This is a genomic window from Massilia litorea, from assembly GCF_015101885.1.
In the GTDB taxonomy this organism is placed as follows: domain Bacteria; phylum Pseudomonadota; class Gammaproteobacteria; order Burkholderiales; family Burkholderiaceae_D; genus Telluria; species Telluria litorea.
Window position 1 is genome coordinate 3,196,365 of record NZ_CP062941.1, and the last position, 15,881, is coordinate 3,212,245.

At 67.2% G+C, this 15,881-nt stretch carries 16 protein-coding genes; 6 read left to right on the forward strand and 10 right to left on the reverse strand.

Annotated features, from left to right (window positions below; translation table 11 throughout):
* Positions 1-11 precede the first annotated feature (11 nt).
* Both LPB04_RS14345 and LPB04_RS14350 read right to left on the reverse strand, forming a co-directional pair.
* Complete coding sequence (locus LPB04_RS14345) at positions 12-1,451, reverse strand: hypothetical protein (RefSeq protein ID WP_193685219.1); 1,440 nt, start codon at positions 1,449-1,451, stop codon at positions 12-14.
* 116 nt (positions 1,452-1,567) lie between these two features.
* Positions 1,568-2,419, reverse strand: coding sequence for a LysR substrate-binding domain-containing protein (locus tag LPB04_RS14350; protein ID WP_193685220.1), 852 nt, complete (start codon positions 2,417-2,419; stop codon positions 1,568-1,570).
* A gap of 89 nt (positions 2,420-2,508) precedes the next feature.
* Here LPB04_RS14350 and LPB04_RS14355 point away from each other — a divergent pair, with 89 nt between their 5' ends.
* Entirely contained in the window at positions 2,509-3,369 is an 861-nt protein-coding gene (locus LPB04_RS14355) for an alpha/beta fold hydrolase (RefSeq protein WP_193685221.1), read from the forward strand.
* Positions 3,370-3,374: 5 nt separating this feature from the next.
* On the opposite strand, the gene LPB04_RS14360 is transcribed toward LPB04_RS14355, so the two are convergent.
* Both LPB04_RS14360 and senA read right to left on the reverse strand, forming a co-directional pair.
* Positions 3,375-3,797 (reverse strand): EamA family transporter, encoded by a 423-nt coding sequence (locus tag LPB04_RS14360; protein ID WP_193685222.1) that lies wholly within the window; start codon positions 3,795-3,797, stop codon positions 3,375-3,377.
* Entirely contained in the window at positions 3,797-5,020 is a 1,224-nt protein-coding gene (senA, locus tag LPB04_RS14365; protein ID WP_227496413.1) for a selenoneine synthase SenA, read from the reverse strand. The genes LPB04_RS14360 and senA overlap by 1 nt, the downstream gene beginning before the upstream one ends.
* 152 nt (positions 5,021-5,172) lie before the next feature.
* Here senA and LPB04_RS14370 point away from each other — a divergent pair, with 152 nt between their 5' ends.
* Positions 5,173-6,489, forward strand: a complete 1,317-nt coding sequence (locus LPB04_RS14370; RefSeq protein ID WP_193685223.1) for a chloride channel protein — start codon at positions 5,173-5,175, stop codon at positions 6,487-6,489.
* 11 nt (positions 6,490-6,500) lie between these two features.
* Here LPB04_RS14370 and LPB04_RS14375 read toward each other — a convergent pair whose 3' ends face one another.
* Together LPB04_RS14375 and LPB04_RS14380 are read right to left on the reverse strand one after the other, a co-directional pair.
* The gene (locus tag LPB04_RS14375) at positions 6,501-7,697 is read right to left on the reverse strand and encodes an MFS transporter (RefSeq protein ID WP_193689007.1); all 1,197 of its coding nucleotides are present in this window, start codon (positions 7,695-7,697) and stop codon (positions 6,501-6,503) included.
* A gap of 1 nt (position 7,698) precedes the next feature.
* Entirely contained in the window at positions 7,699-8,748 is a 1,050-nt protein-coding gene (locus tag LPB04_RS14380; RefSeq protein ID WP_193685224.1) for an NAD(P)-dependent alcohol dehydrogenase, read from the reverse strand.
* Positions 8,749-9,067: 319 nt separating this feature from the next.
* On the opposite strand from LPB04_RS14380, the gene LPB04_RS14385 reads away from it, so the two are divergent.
* Complete coding sequence (locus tag LPB04_RS14385; RefSeq protein ID WP_193685225.1) at positions 9,068-10,300, forward strand: YbfB/YjiJ family MFS transporter; 1,233 nt, start codon at positions 9,068-9,070, stop codon at positions 10,298-10,300.
* Positions 10,301-10,304: 4 nt separating this feature from the next.
* Here the strand turns inward: LPB04_RS14385 and LPB04_RS14390 are convergent, their stop codons facing one another.
* Positions 10,305-10,460 carry a hypothetical protein gene (locus tag LPB04_RS14390; protein ID WP_193685226.1) on the reverse strand — a complete coding sequence of 52 codons (156 nt, stop codon included), beginning with the start codon at positions 10,458-10,460 and terminating at the stop codon, positions 10,305-10,307.
* 1 nt (position 10,461) lies between these two features.
* Between LPB04_RS14390 and LPB04_RS14395 the strand changes: the two genes are divergently transcribed.
* Positions 10,462-11,253, forward strand: coding sequence for an SDR family NAD(P)-dependent oxidoreductase (locus LPB04_RS14395; protein WP_193685227.1), 792 nt, complete (start codon positions 10,462-10,464; stop codon positions 11,251-11,253).
* A 59-nt stretch (positions 11,254-11,312) separates the two neighbouring features.
* Here the strand turns inward: LPB04_RS14395 and LPB04_RS14400 are convergent, their stop codons facing one another.
* The 3 genes from LPB04_RS14400 to LPB04_RS14410 all read right to left on the reverse strand — a co-directional run bounded on the left by LPB04_RS14400 (position 11,313) and on the right by LPB04_RS14410 (position 12,803).
* The gene (locus tag LPB04_RS14400; protein WP_193685228.1) at positions 11,313-11,720 is read right to left on the reverse strand and encodes a PaaI family thioesterase; all 408 of its coding nucleotides are present in this window, start codon (positions 11,718-11,720) and stop codon (positions 11,313-11,315) included.
* A gap of 132 nt (positions 11,721-11,852) precedes the next feature.
* Entirely contained in the window at positions 11,853-12,182 is a 330-nt protein-coding gene (locus LPB04_RS24445) for an antibiotic biosynthesis monooxygenase family protein (RefSeq protein WP_193685229.1), read from the reverse strand.
* A gap of 66 nt (positions 12,183-12,248) precedes the next feature.
* Positions 12,249-12,803, reverse strand: coding sequence for a GNAT family N-acetyltransferase (locus tag LPB04_RS14410; RefSeq protein WP_193685230.1), 555 nt, complete (start codon positions 12,801-12,803; stop codon positions 12,249-12,251).
* Positions 12,804-13,074: 271 nt separating this feature from the next.
* Between LPB04_RS14410 and dxs the strand changes: the two genes are divergently transcribed.
* Together dxs and hpnD are read left to right on the forward strand one after the other, a co-directional pair.
* Positions 13,075-14,952: a 1-deoxy-D-xylulose-5-phosphate synthase gene (dxs, locus tag LPB04_RS14415; RefSeq protein WP_193685231.1), complete on the forward strand. Its 1,878-nt coding sequence runs from the start codon at positions 13,075-13,077 to the stop codon at positions 14,950-14,952.
* 112 nt (positions 14,953-15,064) lie between these two features.
* Complete coding sequence (gene hpnD, locus LPB04_RS14420; RefSeq protein WP_407943903.1) at positions 15,065-15,841, forward strand: presqualene diphosphate synthase HpnD; 777 nt, start codon at positions 15,065-15,067, stop codon at positions 15,839-15,841.
* The last annotated feature ends 40 nt before the right edge of the window (positions 15,842-15,881 follow it).

Sequence of the window (15,881 nt, forward strand, 5' to 3'; positions counted from 1 at the left end):
GGGGGGCTGTGTCAGCGCCCGCGGCAAACGAACCCGTATTCGGTCACGCTGCAGTCGCGCTTGATGCATTGCGCCGCGTGATATCCATGTTCCCTGCATGCCTTCAGCGTTGCTTCCATCGAGGTGTCCGGTCCTGATCGCTTTTCTGTCGCAGCGACGCTTGCGCGCGCGAGCTGGCGGGCGGGGGCGGGTTCGGGCTTGGCCTTTGCGCGCCTGGCTGGCGCGTCGGGCCGGGCGCGCTCCTTCTGGCTCGATCGCTTGGGTATCGGGTAGATCCGTCCTTGTTCCGCGGCAGGGGCAGGTTTCGAAGACGTCCGCGACTCTGCCGGGCTTTCCGCCAATGAAGCGGGCTGTTCAGCCTTGGCGGCAGGGGCCGGATCAGCCTTGGCGGCAGGGGCCGGATCAGCCTTGGCGGCAGCGCGCGGCTCAGGTGGCAGGTAGACAAGGGGCGGCACGGACGACGCAGGACGGCTCGCGGGTTCGACGGGCCCTGGGCCGGCGTCGGCCTGAGGCGCCGGCGCCGGCGCCTGTGGAACGACTGCCTGACGCTGCACGGCCTTGTCGGCCTGCGGCTTGGCCTTCACATCGTCGGCGATGCGCGCGAGCGCTCCTGCATCCTTGCGCTCCTGGTACAGCCACCGGCCGCCCAGACCGAGGAGGGCAACCGACAGCAGGCAGGCACCCCACAGCAGATAGCGCTGCCTGGACCGCGTGGCGCGGGCAGGAGGCGTGAACGGATTGTCTGCCTGCAGTTCCGGCGAGGGCAGGGTGAAGTCGAACAAAGGGTCTTGCGGCGTGGTCGGGGCGTCCGCCGGATCCGGAGCGAGCGTGGGCCGGGCCGGAGGAACGGCAGGCTCGTGCATGGGCCGGGCTGGAGGAATGGCAGCCTCGGGCATGGGCTGGGCTGGAGGAATAGCAGCCTCGAGTATGGGCTGGGCAAGAGGAACAGCAGGCTCGGGCATGGGCTGGGCTGGAGGAACAGCAGCCTCGTGCATGGGTCGGGCCGGAGGAACAGCAGCCTCGTGCGTGAACGCGGCCGGAGGAATCGCAGCCTCGTGCGTGAACGCGGCCGGAGGAATGGCAGGCTCGTGCATGGGCCCGGCCGGGGGCGCGGGAAGCTCGTGCCGGGGTGCGGCCGGCGCCACGGGAGGAGCATGCGGCTGCACTGGCGCCACATACTGGGCCTCAAGGGCCGCGATTTCCTCGAAGACGTTGTCCAGATCCAGAGGGGCCGGTGCTTGCGCCGGCTGCTGCGGCGTGGGGATGTACGGCTCGGCTGCGGGCGCCTGCCTCCATACGCCGAGGGCGGAGCGGGGCCTGGCAGGCTGCGCCTTCGCTGCGGGCGCAAGCGCGTGCACCTCGCCGGCCGCGTTCGATGGTCCGGCTGGGTTGGAAGGCGCAAGGGATGATGCCGTGTTTTCGCCGATGTCTTCAAGCAATTGCGTCTTCATGATGTGCTACCCACTTCTACGTTCCAAGCGTAGAGCTTAGCGCTTTTTGAAAATCGGGATCGCGCAGTTTGTAAGGAGATGTGAGTTTGTGGCGGCTACGCCTGAAAGCGCCTGACTCAGCGCCGCAACTCCGACATGATCTTCTCCGCCAAAAAATCGCAGGGCGGTCGCTTCGACTTGCTGCTGCGCGCCAGGATCACCTCCAGCGCATCGATCTCCGGCAAACCCTGCGCCTGCCCCAGCAAGCTGAGGTGGGCAGGCACCGCGCAGCGGGCCAGCGGCGCGATCGCCAGTCCCGCTTCGACCATGCTGAGCAGCCCCATCAGGCTCGGGCTTTCGTACGAAGTGCGGTACGGAATCTTCGCCCGCTCGAGACTGCGGATCGCATTTTCCCGCGCCACGCTGCCCGGCAGGAAAACGGCAATCGGCAATGGCCGCTCGCGCCAGATATCGGACGCCCCGGGGCTCGCCGCCCAGACCATCGGCTCGAAGCGGATGAACTCGCCCGACAGCCCTTTTACGCGCGTCGCGCAGACCAGGTCGACCGATCCGTCCTTGACCATCGGCGCCAGCGCCACGCTCGGCAGGCCCACCACCTGGATCTCGACCTTGGGGTAGGTGGCCGAGAATTTCTTGAGGATCGAGGGCAGCAGGGAAGACGCGTAGTCGTCGGGCACGCCGATGACGACGCGGCCGGTGATGTCGGGCCGCACCACGGCGGCCCAGGCTTCGTCGCGCAGCGCGAGCATGCGCCGCGCGAAGCTCAGCAGGACCTCGCCGTCCTGCGTCGGCGTTACGCTCCTCGGGCCGCGCACGAACAGCGGTTTGCCGAGTGCCGTCTCCAGGGTCTTGATCTGCATGCTCACTGCCGATTGCGAGCGGTGCACGACTTCCGCCGCGCGGCTGATGTTGCCGGTATCGGCGACCGCCACGATCATCGCCAGTACGTCCAGGTCGAGTGCTTTCATAGGTATCAGATAAGTAGATAGGTACGATCAATATTATGCGATTTTCTTAGACTAGCACCTAGTGCATAGTATTGGAAAAGGAGCCCATCATGAACGCACGCACCGACCCAGCCATTCTCGCCGCCCCGAAGGTGTATTTCGCCACGATGCCGTCCGGCATACGGGTGCCTTACGTGACTTCCGGTTCCGGCGCGCCGCTGCTGTTCGTCCATGGCTCGCTGTGCGACTACCGCTACTGGAACAGCCAGACGGGGGCGCTCTCCCGGCACTTCCAGTGCGTGTCGGTCAGTCTCGGCCATTACTGGCCGGGCGAGGACGCAGCGGTGCAGGGAGAGTTCAGCTGGAAGCGGCACGTCGACGAACTCGCCGAGTTCATCGGAGCGATGAACGTCGGGCCGGTGCACCTGGTCGGGCATTCGCGCGGCGGCTGCGTCGCCTTCCAGCTGGCGCGCGCATATCCCGACCTGGTCAGGACGCTGACGCTGGCCGATCCGGGCGGCCCCCTGGAGGTGGATGGAGCGACGCAGGCTGCCCTGCCGCCGGCGACCGAAGCGCTGCGCGCGAACGTGGCCGGGCTGATCGAACGCGGCGCGATCGAGGCCGGGCTGGAACTGTTCGTCGACTCGGTCAGCATGCCCGGCATCTGGCGCCGCAGTTCCCCAGGCTTTCGCATGATGGCGACCGACAACGCGGCCACTTTACCCAAGCAGTTCCGCGATCCCTTGCCCGCCTATACGCAGGCAGCAGCAAGCGAAGTGCGCTGCCCGACCTTGCTGATCGCCGGCGAGAAGAGCCCGCGCATGTATCGCGACAACGTGGACCAGCTGGCGCAATGGATCGCGAACGCGCAGCAGCAGGTGGTGCCTGACGCCTCGCACGGGATGAACGTGACGCATGCGGGCACGTTCAACCGGCTGCTCCAGGCTTTTGCCGGCGAAGGGCCGGCCTGAAGCCCTCAGCCGCGCGCGATCACGAGCATTCCCGCTGCGATCAGCGCGGCGCCCGCCAGTTTCGCCGGCGTGATCGCCTCATGCAGGATCCACCAGGCCAGCAGCACGGCGACGACCACGCTGCCCTTGTCGATCAGCGCCACCGTGGACACGTCGCCCAGTTTGATCGCCTTGTAATAGAAGATCCAGGAAGCCGCGGTCGTGACGCCCGACAGGCCGAGCCAGAAGAAATTCTTCCAGGTGAGCGTTTCCAGCTGCGAGAAGGGAACCACCACACTGGCGAACAGCAGCACGAACACGAAGACGAAGCAGGTTCGTATGGCCAGTCCCAGGTCGCCCGAGATGCCGGTCAGCCCGAGCTTGGCAATCACCGAGGTAAAGCCGGCGAATGCCATCGAAAAGAATGCGTATGCGACCCAGCGCTCCATTAATCGGCCTTTCTATAACCGTATAAATCGTTCGGCGCACAGGTACGGAACCCGGCGAAGATGTCGTCGCGCCCGGGCGCATAAAAATTGCGGAACTGCGGCGACTGCAGGCGCGGCGGCGTCGCGAAGGAGGCGCCGCGCAGGGTCTGGCAGCTGCCGAACGAGGGCTGCGAATACTCGCGGTAGCGGTCCGCGCTGAAGCCGGGGTAGGGCAGGAAGGGCGATGCCGTCCATTCCCATAGCTGGCCCCAGCTGAAGCCGGGATGGCCCGCGCCGGCCGCGAATTCCCACTCTTCTTCGCGCGGCAGGCGCCTGCCGGCCCAGCTGCAGTAGGCCTCTGCTTCGTGCAGGCTCACGTGGCGTACGGGCGCCGCCGGATCGAGCGGCACCGGGCTGCCGAAGCGCAGCGTGTGCCAGTCTTCGCCCGTCCGTTGCCAGTAGCGCGGGGCCCTGCGTTCGTGTTCCATCAGCCATGCGCGGCCGGACGCGCTCCAGTGCCGGGGATTCTTGTAGCCGCCATCGCGCATGAAGGCTAGCCAGGCCGCATTCGATACCAGGCCGGCGTCGATCGTGAAGGCGGCGACGCGGCAGGGCGCGGCCTGCCGTTCGTTGTCGAACACGAAGCCGCGCGACTGCTCGCCGCCGAGCAGGAAGTCGCCGCCGGCAAAGGAGATCTCGCCCGCCGCTGGGGGCTGCGGCGTGTACGCCCCGAATGCGGGCGCCGCCGCGCCAAGCGTCTGCAAGGTGTAGAGCAGGGCTTCGCCGTGCATGTCCTCGTGCGCCAGCACCAGGCGATACGGGTAGAGCGCCGCGTCGTCGTCAAGCGTGTGCGCCAGCCGCTCGCGTATCGCGTCCAGCACCTCGCAGCACCAGGTCTGGATTGTGCCGGGGGCCGGCAGGTCGAGGGCCCAGCGCGTGTCGTGGGCCACCGTGTTCGAGTCGAACCAGCTGTCTGCCTTCGCCAGCAGCGAAGGGCCGGCGGCGTCGCCGGGCTGGCTGCTGCGCGCCGCGCGCAGGACGAACCATTCAGCGAACCAGGCGACATGCCCCAGTTCCCACAGCGGCGGGTTCAGGATGGGAAGGTGCGGCACCTGCGCCGCCCGGTCGTAACCGCTGGCTGCGAGGGCGTCGAACAGGGCCAGCGTGTGCCGGCGCGCATCCTGCAATGCGGCGCCCAGCGCGCGCGGGTTCATCCGGCGAAACGATGCTGAGGTCTCTGTCATGTATCCATTGTAGGGGATCGTGCGGCCACTGGCAGTGCCTGAGGTACAATTCGCATTTGCACAAATGTAGATTTCCGGCGCTATCCCGGCAGTTTTCGCTGCCCGGCGCGACCATCCCAAACCCCACGGCCTTCGGCCATACCGACGCTCGCATGAAGCACACCCACAACTGGCGCGACAGGATGCGCGTAGAACTCTCCGATTGGCAACTCTGGTCGGGGAGGGCGGTCGTGGTGGCGCTGGCGGTGCTGGCCGGGCTGACCGTGGTCGCGTTTACCTGGCTGTGCGAAATCGCCTTCGATGCCTTCGACTGGTTGCGGATCGTGATCTGGTGGAGCCCGCTCATCTGGACGCCGGCCTGCACCGCTGCCATCGTCTGGTTCACGCGCCGCCATGCCGCGGGCGCGGCCGGATCGGGCATCCCGCAAGTGATGGCGGCGCTCGAACCGGCGCTGCCGCCCGAACGACGCGGGCTGTTCGTGGCGCTGCGCCTGAGTATCGCCAAGGTCGGCCTGACCGCGGGCGGCCTGCTGGCCGGACTGTCGCTGGGACGCGAAGGCCCGTCGGTGCAGATCGCGGCCGGCGTCATGCTGCAGGCGCGGCGCCTCCTGCCCGCGCGCACCTCGATCAATGCCCATGGCCTGTTGGTGGCCGGCGGCGCGGCCGGCATCGCCGCCGCCTTCAACACGCCGCTGGCCGGGGTCATGTTCGCCATCGAGGAACTCGCGCGCGCGCCCGAGCAGCGCAGCAGTGGCCTGATCATCACCGCGATCGTGCTGGGTGGCCTGGTGGCCGTGTCGGCGCACGGCAACGCGACTTATTTCGGCGTCATCCACATCGGCGCAATCGGCACGGCGCTGCTCCTGCCCGGCATCGCGGTGGCGCTCTGTACGGGCGTGGCGGGGGGATTGTTTTCGCGGCTGATGATCGCCTCGACCGCCGGCCTGGGCGTCGACCCGATGAGCCGGCTGCGTGCACGCAGGCCGGTGCTGTTCGGTGCCGTTTGCGGCCTGGTCGTGGCGGTGATCGGGCTGGTCACCGCCGGGAGCACCTTCGGTTCGGGCTACGCGCCGACCAGGTCGATGGTCGACGGCGTCGCGACCATGCCGATGATGTACGCGCTCTTCAAATTCCTGGCGACCTGGCTGAGTACCTGGTCGGGTGTGCCGGGCGGGATTTTCGCGCCTTCGCTGGCAATCGGCGCGGCACTCGGCAACGACGTCGCCGTGGCCTTTTTCCAGACCCAGGCGCCGGCCCTGATCGCGCTGGGCATGGTCGGCTTCCTGGCCGCCGCCACGCAGGCGCCGCTGACGGCCTTCATCATCGTCATGGAGATGGTCGATGGCCACGCGATGGTCCTGAGCCTGATGGCCTGCGCGCTGGTGGCGAGCATGCTGGCGCGGATCATCAGTCCGCCGCTGTACCCGTCGCTGGCGCGCATGCAGCTGGCGCGCGCCGGGATGGGATGAGACACTGGCCGCTAGCCGGTGCGTGCGGCACGCGCGGCCAGCAGCGCCATTCCTGCGGCCGCCAGCAAGACCACGGCGCTCGCGCTGAAGGTCGCGCGGTAGCCGGAGCCGTCGAACAGGATGCCGCCGACGGTGGCGCCGAGCGCGATCGCCAGCTGCACCACCGCCACCATCAGCCCGCCGCCGGCTTCCGCGTCCTGCGGCAGCGTTCTGGCGAGCCAGGTCCACCAGCCGACCGGCGCCGCGGTGCCGACCAGGCCCCAGACGCCCAGCAGCAGGGCGGTCGCGAAAGGCGAGGCGCCGAAGACCATCAGACCGACCCCGATCGCCGCCATCAGCAGCGGGATCGCGACCAGCGTCCGGTACAGCCCCTCCTTCAGGAAGGGGCCGATCACGGTGGTGCCGATGAAGCCGGCCACGCCGATCACCAGCAGCATCAGCGAGGTCGTCGTCGCACTCGCATGCGTCACGCTCTCGAGGAAGGGGCGCAGGTAAGTAAACAGCGCGAACTGCCCCATGAAGAACAGGCTGACCGCGATCATGCCGAGGGCGACCGGTGGCCGCCTGAACAGCGTGAACACGTTGCCGCTGCGTTGCGTGCGCCCGGCCGGCATCGCGGGCAGGCTGACCCATTTCCAGGCCAGGGCCAGCGCCGCGACCGGGATCAGGAAGAAGAAGGCACCGCGCCAGCCGACCAGCGCGCCGAGGAAGCTGCCCAGCGGCGCCGCGACGACCGTGGCCAGCGCATTGCCGCCGTTGACGATGGCGAGCGCCTTCGGCACCTGGTCCGTGGGCACGAGGCGCATGGCGACTGCTGCCGACATCGACCAGAAGCCGCCGATGGCCACGCCGATGAACGCGCGGCCGGCCATGAAGACGGAATAGTTCGGCGCAAAGGCGGCGATGCTGCCGGCGACGACCATCAGCAGGGTCAGGGCCAGCAGCAGGACCTTGCGATCGAGCTTGCCGGCCAGCGCAGGCAGCGACAGGCTCGTCACCAGGGCGAAGGCCCCGGAGACCGCGATCGATTGCCCGGCCTGGCCTTCGGTGACGTGCAGGTCGCCGGCGATGGAGGTCAGCAGGCTGACCGGCATGAACTCCGAGGCGACCAGCGCGAACGCGCCGAGCGAGAGGGCGAACACGCCGCCCCAGGCCGCCGGCATACGGACGGCGTCCGGCGCGGTGGTGGTGGAAACCGGCGCCTGCATCTCAGCCACCCAGCGTCGCGCTGTCGATCACGAAGCGGTACTTGACGTCGCCCTTCAGCATGCGCTCGTAGGCTGCGTTGATCTCGTCGGCCCGGATCATTTCGATGTCGGCGACGATGCCGTGTTCGGCGCAGAAGTCGAGCATTTCCTGGGTCTCGGGAATCCCGCCGATCATCGAGCCGGCCAGCGCGCGGCGCTTCATGATCAGGTTGAACACCTGCGGCGACGGGTGCGGAGACGATGGCGCGCCGACCAGCACCATGGTGCCGTCGCGTTTCAGGAGCGTGAGGAAGGCGTCGAGGTCGTGCGGCGCGGCGACCGTGTTGACGATCAGGTCCAGCTTTTGCGCCTGCGCGGCCATGGCATGTGCGTCGCGCGAGACGACGACTTCATGCGCGCCCAGCGCTTGCGCATCCTGGCGCTTGCTTTCGGAGGTCGTGAACGCGACCACGTGGGCACCCATCGCACGGGCCAGTTTGATGCCCATGTGACCGAGGCCGCCGATGCCGACGATGCCGACGCGCTTGCCCGGCCCCGCATTCCAGTGGCGCAGCGGAGACCAGGTCGTGATGCCGGCGCACAGCAGCGGCGCCACGGCGGCCAGCTGTTCTTCCGGATGGCGCACGCGCAGCACGAAGCGCTCGTCGACGACGATCTGCTCGGAGTAGCCGCCCAGGGTATGGCCGGGGGCATCCGCGGTGGGGCCGTTATAGGTGCCGACCATGCCGTCGCAGTAGTTCTCGAGGCCGTCCTCGCAATCGGCGCAATGCCTGCAGCTGTCGACCATGCAGCCGACGCCGACCAGGTCGCCGACCTTGTATCTGGTCACGTGGGCGCCGGTGGCGGAGACACGGCCGACGATCTCGTGGCCCGGTACGCAAGGGAAGAGAGTGCCGGCCCATTCGGCGCGCACCTGGTGCAGGTCGGAGTGGCACACGCCGCAGTAGGCGATGTCGACCTGCACGTCGTGCTGACCCGGCGCGCGGCGGGTGATGTCCATCGATTCGAGCGGCTTGTCGGCGGCGTGGGCGCCGTAGGCTTTGACGGTCATGGGTTTTCCTTTGAAAGAGTTGCGCCAGCGCTGGAGGCGTGGCGGGACAGGACGCATGGTAGCGGCAAACGTCAAGGGAAAACCGGGCGGGGATTGCTTGGGCTTATGAATGCCCGTCATGAATGGAGGGTGTGTTTCAGCTTATGGATTACTGAAAGAGGCTGCGGGCATTCGGCTCCCCTGCGTTCGGGTTTTTCGTTTATTGTAGGCAAACGGTCAATTACAACATTCGGGAGCGCCACATGCTGCAGAGCCGTCTGAAGGCCCAACGGTGCTCCTGGCTGGCCCTGCCTGCTGGCCGGCCGCGTTAGGAGCTGCCATGCCCGGTCAAGGACAACGTCTGCAGGTACTCTGCGGTGGAATCTTCAGCCTGCTGCTGTCGCTGGGCGTGGCCCGCTTCGCCTATACTCCGCTCCTGCCCCTGATGCAGGAGCAGGCGGGCCTCGGCGTTCGCGCGGCCGGCTGGCTGGCGGCAATCAACTATGCAGGCTATCTGTGCGGCGCCCTGGCTGCTTCCTCCATCGGCGACCTTGCGCTCAAGGACCGGCTGTACCGGGTCGGGATGGTGATCGCCGTGGTGAGCACCCTGGCGATGGGGCTCACCACCGATGTGGTCCTGTGGGCGCTCCTGCGCTTCGTTGGCGGCCTGAGCGCAGCCGCCGGCATGCTGCTCGGAACCGGCCTGATTCTCCATTGGCTGATCCGGCATGACCATCGCAGCGAACTCGGCATCCACTTCTCCGGCATCGGGCTCGGCATCGCCGGTTGTGCGGCGCTGGTGGAATTCCTGACCCAGGGACTGGACTGGCGCGAACAGTGGTTTGCGTTTGCGGCGGTGGGCGCGTTCCTGCTGATTCCCGCCCTGCGCTGGGTACCCAGGCCCGATGCGAGCGGCGTGACGACGACCGGCCAGAAGATGGAAGACCGGCCGCCCGGCGCGCTCTATCTCCAGATTTTTATCGCCGCCTATTTTTGCGCAGGGTTTGCCTATGTCATCGGCGCCACCTTCATCGTCGCCATCGTCAACAAGCTGCCTGGCCTGGCCGGGCAGGGAAACCTGGCTTTCCTCGCCATCGGCATCGGCGCGGCGCCGGCCTGTATCGTCTGGGACCTGGTCGCCCGCCGCACGGGCGACCTGAACGCCCTGATCCTGGCCGCCGTCCTTCAAATTGCCGGGATCCTGCTGCCGCTGCTGGCCGGCGGCCTGGTCATGACCATCGTCGGTGCCCTGCTGTTTGGCGCGACCTTTGTCGGGATGGTCAGCCTGGTCATGACCATGGCCGGCCGCTACTACCCGAACCGGCCCGCCAAAATGATGGGGAAAATGAGCATGTCCTACGGGGCGGGACAAATTGTCGGTCCGGCCGCCACCGGTGCGCTCGCCGCCCATTTCGGCAGCTACGAGGTGGGACTGTACCTGGCGGCGGCGATGATGCTCCTCGGGACCTGTCTGTTGCTGGTCCTCCGATCGGTGGAAAGCGGAGCCGAGGCGCGTGCGGCCGACGGCAAGGAGCCTGCCCGTCGCCAGGCGAGGCAGTCCGGGCGGTCCTGATCGTTCAGCCATCGCGCGGACAAAAACGGCCAGGATCGGCCAGCCTGCCTTCGCGTTCCGCGCAGCCTTCGTATTCCGCGAAGCGCCAATTGCCGATATCGGGAAAAGCTGCATAATCATCCATCTCACCACTACCGGCCGTCGGAAAAAGAAAGGACATCGTGGATCTCAAGCTCACCAACAAACTGGCACTCGTCACCGGCAGCACCGCCGGCATCGGCCGTGCAATCGTCGAAGCGCTGGCACGCGAAGGCGCACGCGTGATCGTGAACGGGCGCACCCAGGCCGCGGTCGATGCGGCGATTGCGGAAATCAACACCTCCACCGGCGCGGACGTGCTCGGATTCGCCGGCGATCTCGGCACCGCAGCCGCCGCCGAGGAGCTTGGACGCCGGTATCCGGCTGTCGACATCCTGGTCAACAACCTGGGCATTTTCGAGGCGAAGCCGTTCGAGGACATTCCCGACGAGGACTGGATGCGCTTTTTTGAAGTGAATGTGCTGAGCGGCGTGCGCCTGGCGCGCCTCTACCTGCCATCGATGAGGCAGCGCAACTGGGGCCGCATCATTTTCATTTCGAGCGAAAGTGCGATCCAGATCCCCACCGAGATGATCCATTACGGCACCACCAAAACCGCCCAGCTGGCGGTGTCGCGCGGTCTTGCCGAAACGGTGGCGGGCACCGGCATTACGGTCAACAGCATTCTCCCGGGGCCTACCAGGTCGCGCGGCGTCAGGGACTTTGTCGAAGAGCTGGGCAAGGCGCAAGGCATGTCATTCGACCAGACCGAGAAGGAGTTCTTCGAGAAGGCGCGTCCGACCTCGCTCATCAAGCGCTTTGCCGCACCGGAGGAAGTCGCTTCGCTGGTGGCGTACATCGCCAGCCCGCTGGCGTCCGCCACCACGGGCGCGGCCTTGCGTGCGGACGGCGGAGTGGTGAAGAGCGTGGTCTGACTACCCGTGGCGGATCGAGAAGCGCGGTCGGTCAGCAGAAACAGACAGGAAGATGTACGTCAGGCGGCTGCGACGACGGTCCCCTGCGCGAGCGCGCACAGCGTTTCGACACCCTCTACCACAACGAAGATCTCGCACTGGCACACGGCCTGGCGCTTGCCCGCACTACGTGCCCTGGCACGCGCCAGCAGGTGCGACCCCTTGGCCGGCTTGATGTAATTGATCTTGAATTCCGAGGTCAGCGCATTGCCGCCCAGGGCCAGGCCGCCAGCGAAGGTAATGGCGTTATCCGCCAGGTAGCTGAGCACCCCGCCATGCACGAAGCCATGCTGTTGCTTGTGGTGGTCTGCTATCCGCAGGGACAGTTCGGCATGATCGGACCCGACCTGGGTCAGCTCGGCACCGATGAACTGGCTGAAAGCTTGCGATTCAAACACCTGATGGGCGAAAGCCGATAAATTTTCCATCGTATTTCCCAGGGGGCTAAATTGCTGTTACTGTAAAAGATGGTCGCTTTGGTATGCCAGCCGGAATATTCGTACCTGGCATGTTCTCAAGAGTTCATCTGCTCTCGTCCATGGCTGCAACCATCAGCCTCTTCACCCCAGCTGGCCACCCATCCCGTGAGCGAGTGGAACCAGGAGGTCGGCAACGACGTCACCCCGAAGTGGGCCATCTACAAGTTCAGCGAATTCACGCATCTGGTTTCGCAGCTCGGCCATGCGTGCAGTAGGCTCGGCTTGTGTCGCCCAGCAGAGTTCGGACGGCCATTGGGCATACGCGAAATAGTGGCCGTCGGCGCACCGATGCAAACGCGACCCCAGACCGCCTCGCTCATCGCGTATAAGTCTGGTCAGTTCCAGCCAGGCGTGCTCGAAGTCTCGCTCATGACCAGAGGCTACTTTCCATCTAAAGTAAATCGCGTGCATCACATCCTGTCGGGTTGTGGCCAAATCCTTCCGGCCGCAAGTCGATACCAGTTTGCCTTTAATAGTTCAGGCAGCAGGACCCCTTGCCATGGTTACAGGAGCGAAGGTCCGCTCACGCGTATAAATGCCGACCGCTTTGCCGTATATCTCAGTTTCCGCTTCATGAGTCAGTCCAAGGCGCCCGGCAACGCGCAGCGATGCTTCATTGGCTGAAGAAATGAGAGCCCGAACTTTGGGTTCGCGTCGGATCTCGAACGCATGGTTCAGGGCCGCCGCCGCCGCTTCGTTCGCGAATCCCTGGCCCCAAAAGGCGCGATAGGTATTCCAGCCAAGTTCCATCACGGTGGAGTCCTCGCGAAAGAACGCGCCGACAGTCCCGATGAGTTGACCAGTCTCCTTTTCCTCGACAGCCCACCATCCGGCGCCATGGATGAGCCATAGTCCGGCTTGTGAACAGAAGATGCGCCATGCAGCCTGGCGGGCGGCCGGGACCAGGTGGGCCGAGCTGACAGGGTCGGCGCAATGCGCTGCGAAAGCGTCAAAGTCCGCCCGTCGATATTCACGAAGCACGAGTCGCTTCGTGTGAAGGGTGGGAACAGAAGTGATGAACTCGCTATTCATGAGCCAGATTCCATGTGCTGGTGCCGGATAAGTATGGCTCAGTGTACGAGCTTGTTGCCATCAGAGCAAGTAACAGGCGCGCGCGCAGCGGGCGTCGGTTTGTTTTGTCATACGGCCGGCCGCGTTGCGGGGCAGGCTGCGCATCGCGCAATGCGCGAACCACAGGTATGCCGTGATTGGCTTAAAATAGACCGGCTATCCAATCCGCCGCACCTTGCCGTCGCGCGGCCGGGCACGCAGCCGGGCGCACGGTGGTACTGGAGGAAAGCGAATGAACCTGCTACAGGCTATCGACGATCCGTCAGCGCTGCGCCGGCTTCCGCGCGCCCAGCTTGAACCGCTGGCCCGGGAGTTGCGCCAGTTCCTGCTCGAATCGGTGGCGCGTACCGGCGGCCACCTCTCATCCAACCTGGGCACCGTCGAGCTGACGATTGCGCTGCACTACGTGTTCGACACGCCGCGTGACCGCATCGTCTGGGACGTGGGGCACCAGAGTTATGGCCATAAGGTGCTGACCGGCAGGCGCGAGCGGATGGGGTCGCTGCGCCAGCAGGGCGGCCTCTCCGGCTTTCCGCGCCGCAGCGAAAGCGTCTACGACACCTTCGGCACCGCCCACTCGTCCACCTCCATTTCGGCCGCGCTCGGCATGGCGCAGGCCGCCAGGCTGTGCGGCGAGGACCGGCATGCAGTGGCCGTCATCGGCGACGGCGCGATGAGCGCCGGGCTGGCCTACGAGGCCATGAACAACGCCGGGATTGCCGGCGACCTGCGGCTGCTGGTCATCCTGAACGACAACGAGATGTCGATCTCGCCCGCGGTCGGGGCCCTGAGCCGCTATCTGGCGCGCCTGCTCTCGAGCCATGCGGTCGCGGCGGCGAAGCAGGCCGGCCAGGCCGTGCTGCCCGAGCCGGTGCTTGAAGTGGCGCGCCGGCTGGAAGAGCACGCCAAGGGCATGGTGTTGCCGGCCGCGACGCTGTTCGAGCATTTCGGCTTCGACTACGTCGGGCCGATCGACGGCCACGATCTCGACGCCCTGGTGCCGACGCTGGAAAACCTGCGCGCACGCACGGGCCCGCAGTTCCTCCACATCATTACGAAGAAGGGGCGGGGCTACAAGCTCGCCGAAGCCGAGCCGACCCGCTACCACGGCACCGGCAAATTCGATCACGCGCTCGGCTTGACCGCACCGGCGCCGGCGGCGGGCAAACCGAGCTATACCGAGGTGTTCGGCGACTGGCTGTGCGACATGGCTGCCGCCGACCCGCGCCTGGTCGGCATCACCCCGGCGATGCGCGAAGGCTCGGGCCTGGTCCGCTTCGAGCAGCTTTATCCGGAGCGCTATTTCGACGTCGGCATCGCCGAGCAGCACGCCGTCACCTTCGCGGGCGGCCTTGCAGCCGAGGGCATGAAGCCGGTGGTGGCGATCTATTCGACCTTCCTCCAGCGTGCCTACGACCAGCTGATCCACGACGTGGCGCTGCAGGATCTCGACGTCACCTTCGCCATCGACAGGGCCGGCCTGGTTGGCGCCGATGGCGCCACGCATGCCGGGAATTACGACATCGCTTACCTGCGCTGCGTCCCGAACATGGTGCTGATGGCAGCGTCCGACGAAAACGAATGCCGCAGGATGCTCAGCACGGCGTACCGCCACCCCGGGCCGGCCGCGGTGCGCTTCCCGCGCGGCACCGGGCCCGGCGTGGCGGTGGAGGAGACGCTGGAGGAGATCGCTTTCGGGCGCGGCGAGATCCGGCACGAAGGGCGCGGCACGGCCATCCTCGCCTTCGGCTCCATGCTGGCGCCGAGCCTTGCCGCCGGGCGGACGCTGGGCGCGACGGTGGCGAACATGCGCTTCATCAAGCCGCTCGACGGCGAGCTGGTACTGCGGCTGGCGCGTACGCACGCCCGGCTGGTGACGGTGGAGGAGGGCTGCCTGATGGGCGGCGCGGGGGCCGCGGTGGCGGAGGCGCTGGCCGCCGCAGGCGTGGTCAAGCCCCTGCTGATGCTGGGCTTGCCCGACATTTTTGTCCAGCACGGCGATCCGGCCGCCCTGCTGGCCGCCGCCGGGCTCGACGCGGACGGGATCGCCGCTGCGATCCGCCGGCGTTTTCCGGACGAGCAGGGAAGGCGGGTGGCGAATGACAGCTGAGCGCGAACAGGCAGGTGCCGGGACCGGCGCGCACCATGCAGGTGCCCCGGGGACGCCCGCACCCGCGCCCACGCCCGCGCCGGCACCGGTGCGCAGCTCCTTCTACACGGCGATGCGCCTGCTGCCGGCGCCGCAGCGCGCCGCGATGCTCGAGATCTACGCCTTCTGCCGCGCGGTGGACGACATCGCCGACGGCACCGACCCGGTGCCGGCCAGGCGGGCCGCCCTCGAACGCTGGCGCGCCGACATCCGGGCCTGCTGCGCGGGCGCCGGTCCGGAAACACTGGGGGCGCTGCAAGGCCACATCAACGCCTTCGGGCTGGCCTGCGCGGATTTCGAGGCGGTCATCGACGGCATGCTGATGGACGCCGGGGCCGAGCCGCTGTGTGCGCCGCCGGCGGCCACCCTGGACCTGTACTGCGACCGCGTCGCCAGCGCCGTCGGGCGCCTGTCGGTGAAGGTGTTCGGCGTGCCAGGCGACGACGGCGTCCTGCTCGCGCATCACCTGGGACGCGCGCTCCAGCTCACCAACATCCTGCGCGACATCGACGAGGACGCCGCCGTCGGGCGCGTCTACCTGCCGCGCGAGCCGCTGCTGGAGGCCGGCGTCGTCCTGGACGACAGCACGGCCGGCGCCATCGCCGCCGATCCGGCCCTGGCCCGCGCCTGCCCGCAGGTGGCGGCCCAGGCGCAGCGGCATTTCGACGCCGCCCGGCGCCTCATGCGCGGCTACCCGGCGGCGCGCGTGCGCACGCCGCGGCTGATGGGCGCGGTTTACCTTGCGCTGCTGGGGCGCCTGTGCGAACGTGGCTGGGACTGTCCGCGCGCGCCGGTGCGGGTCGGCAAGCTGGCGCGGGCAGGCATCCTGTTGCGGCATGCGCTCGTGTAGCGTCGGCCAGCGTGAAGAGGGAGCGATGCGATATTCGGCG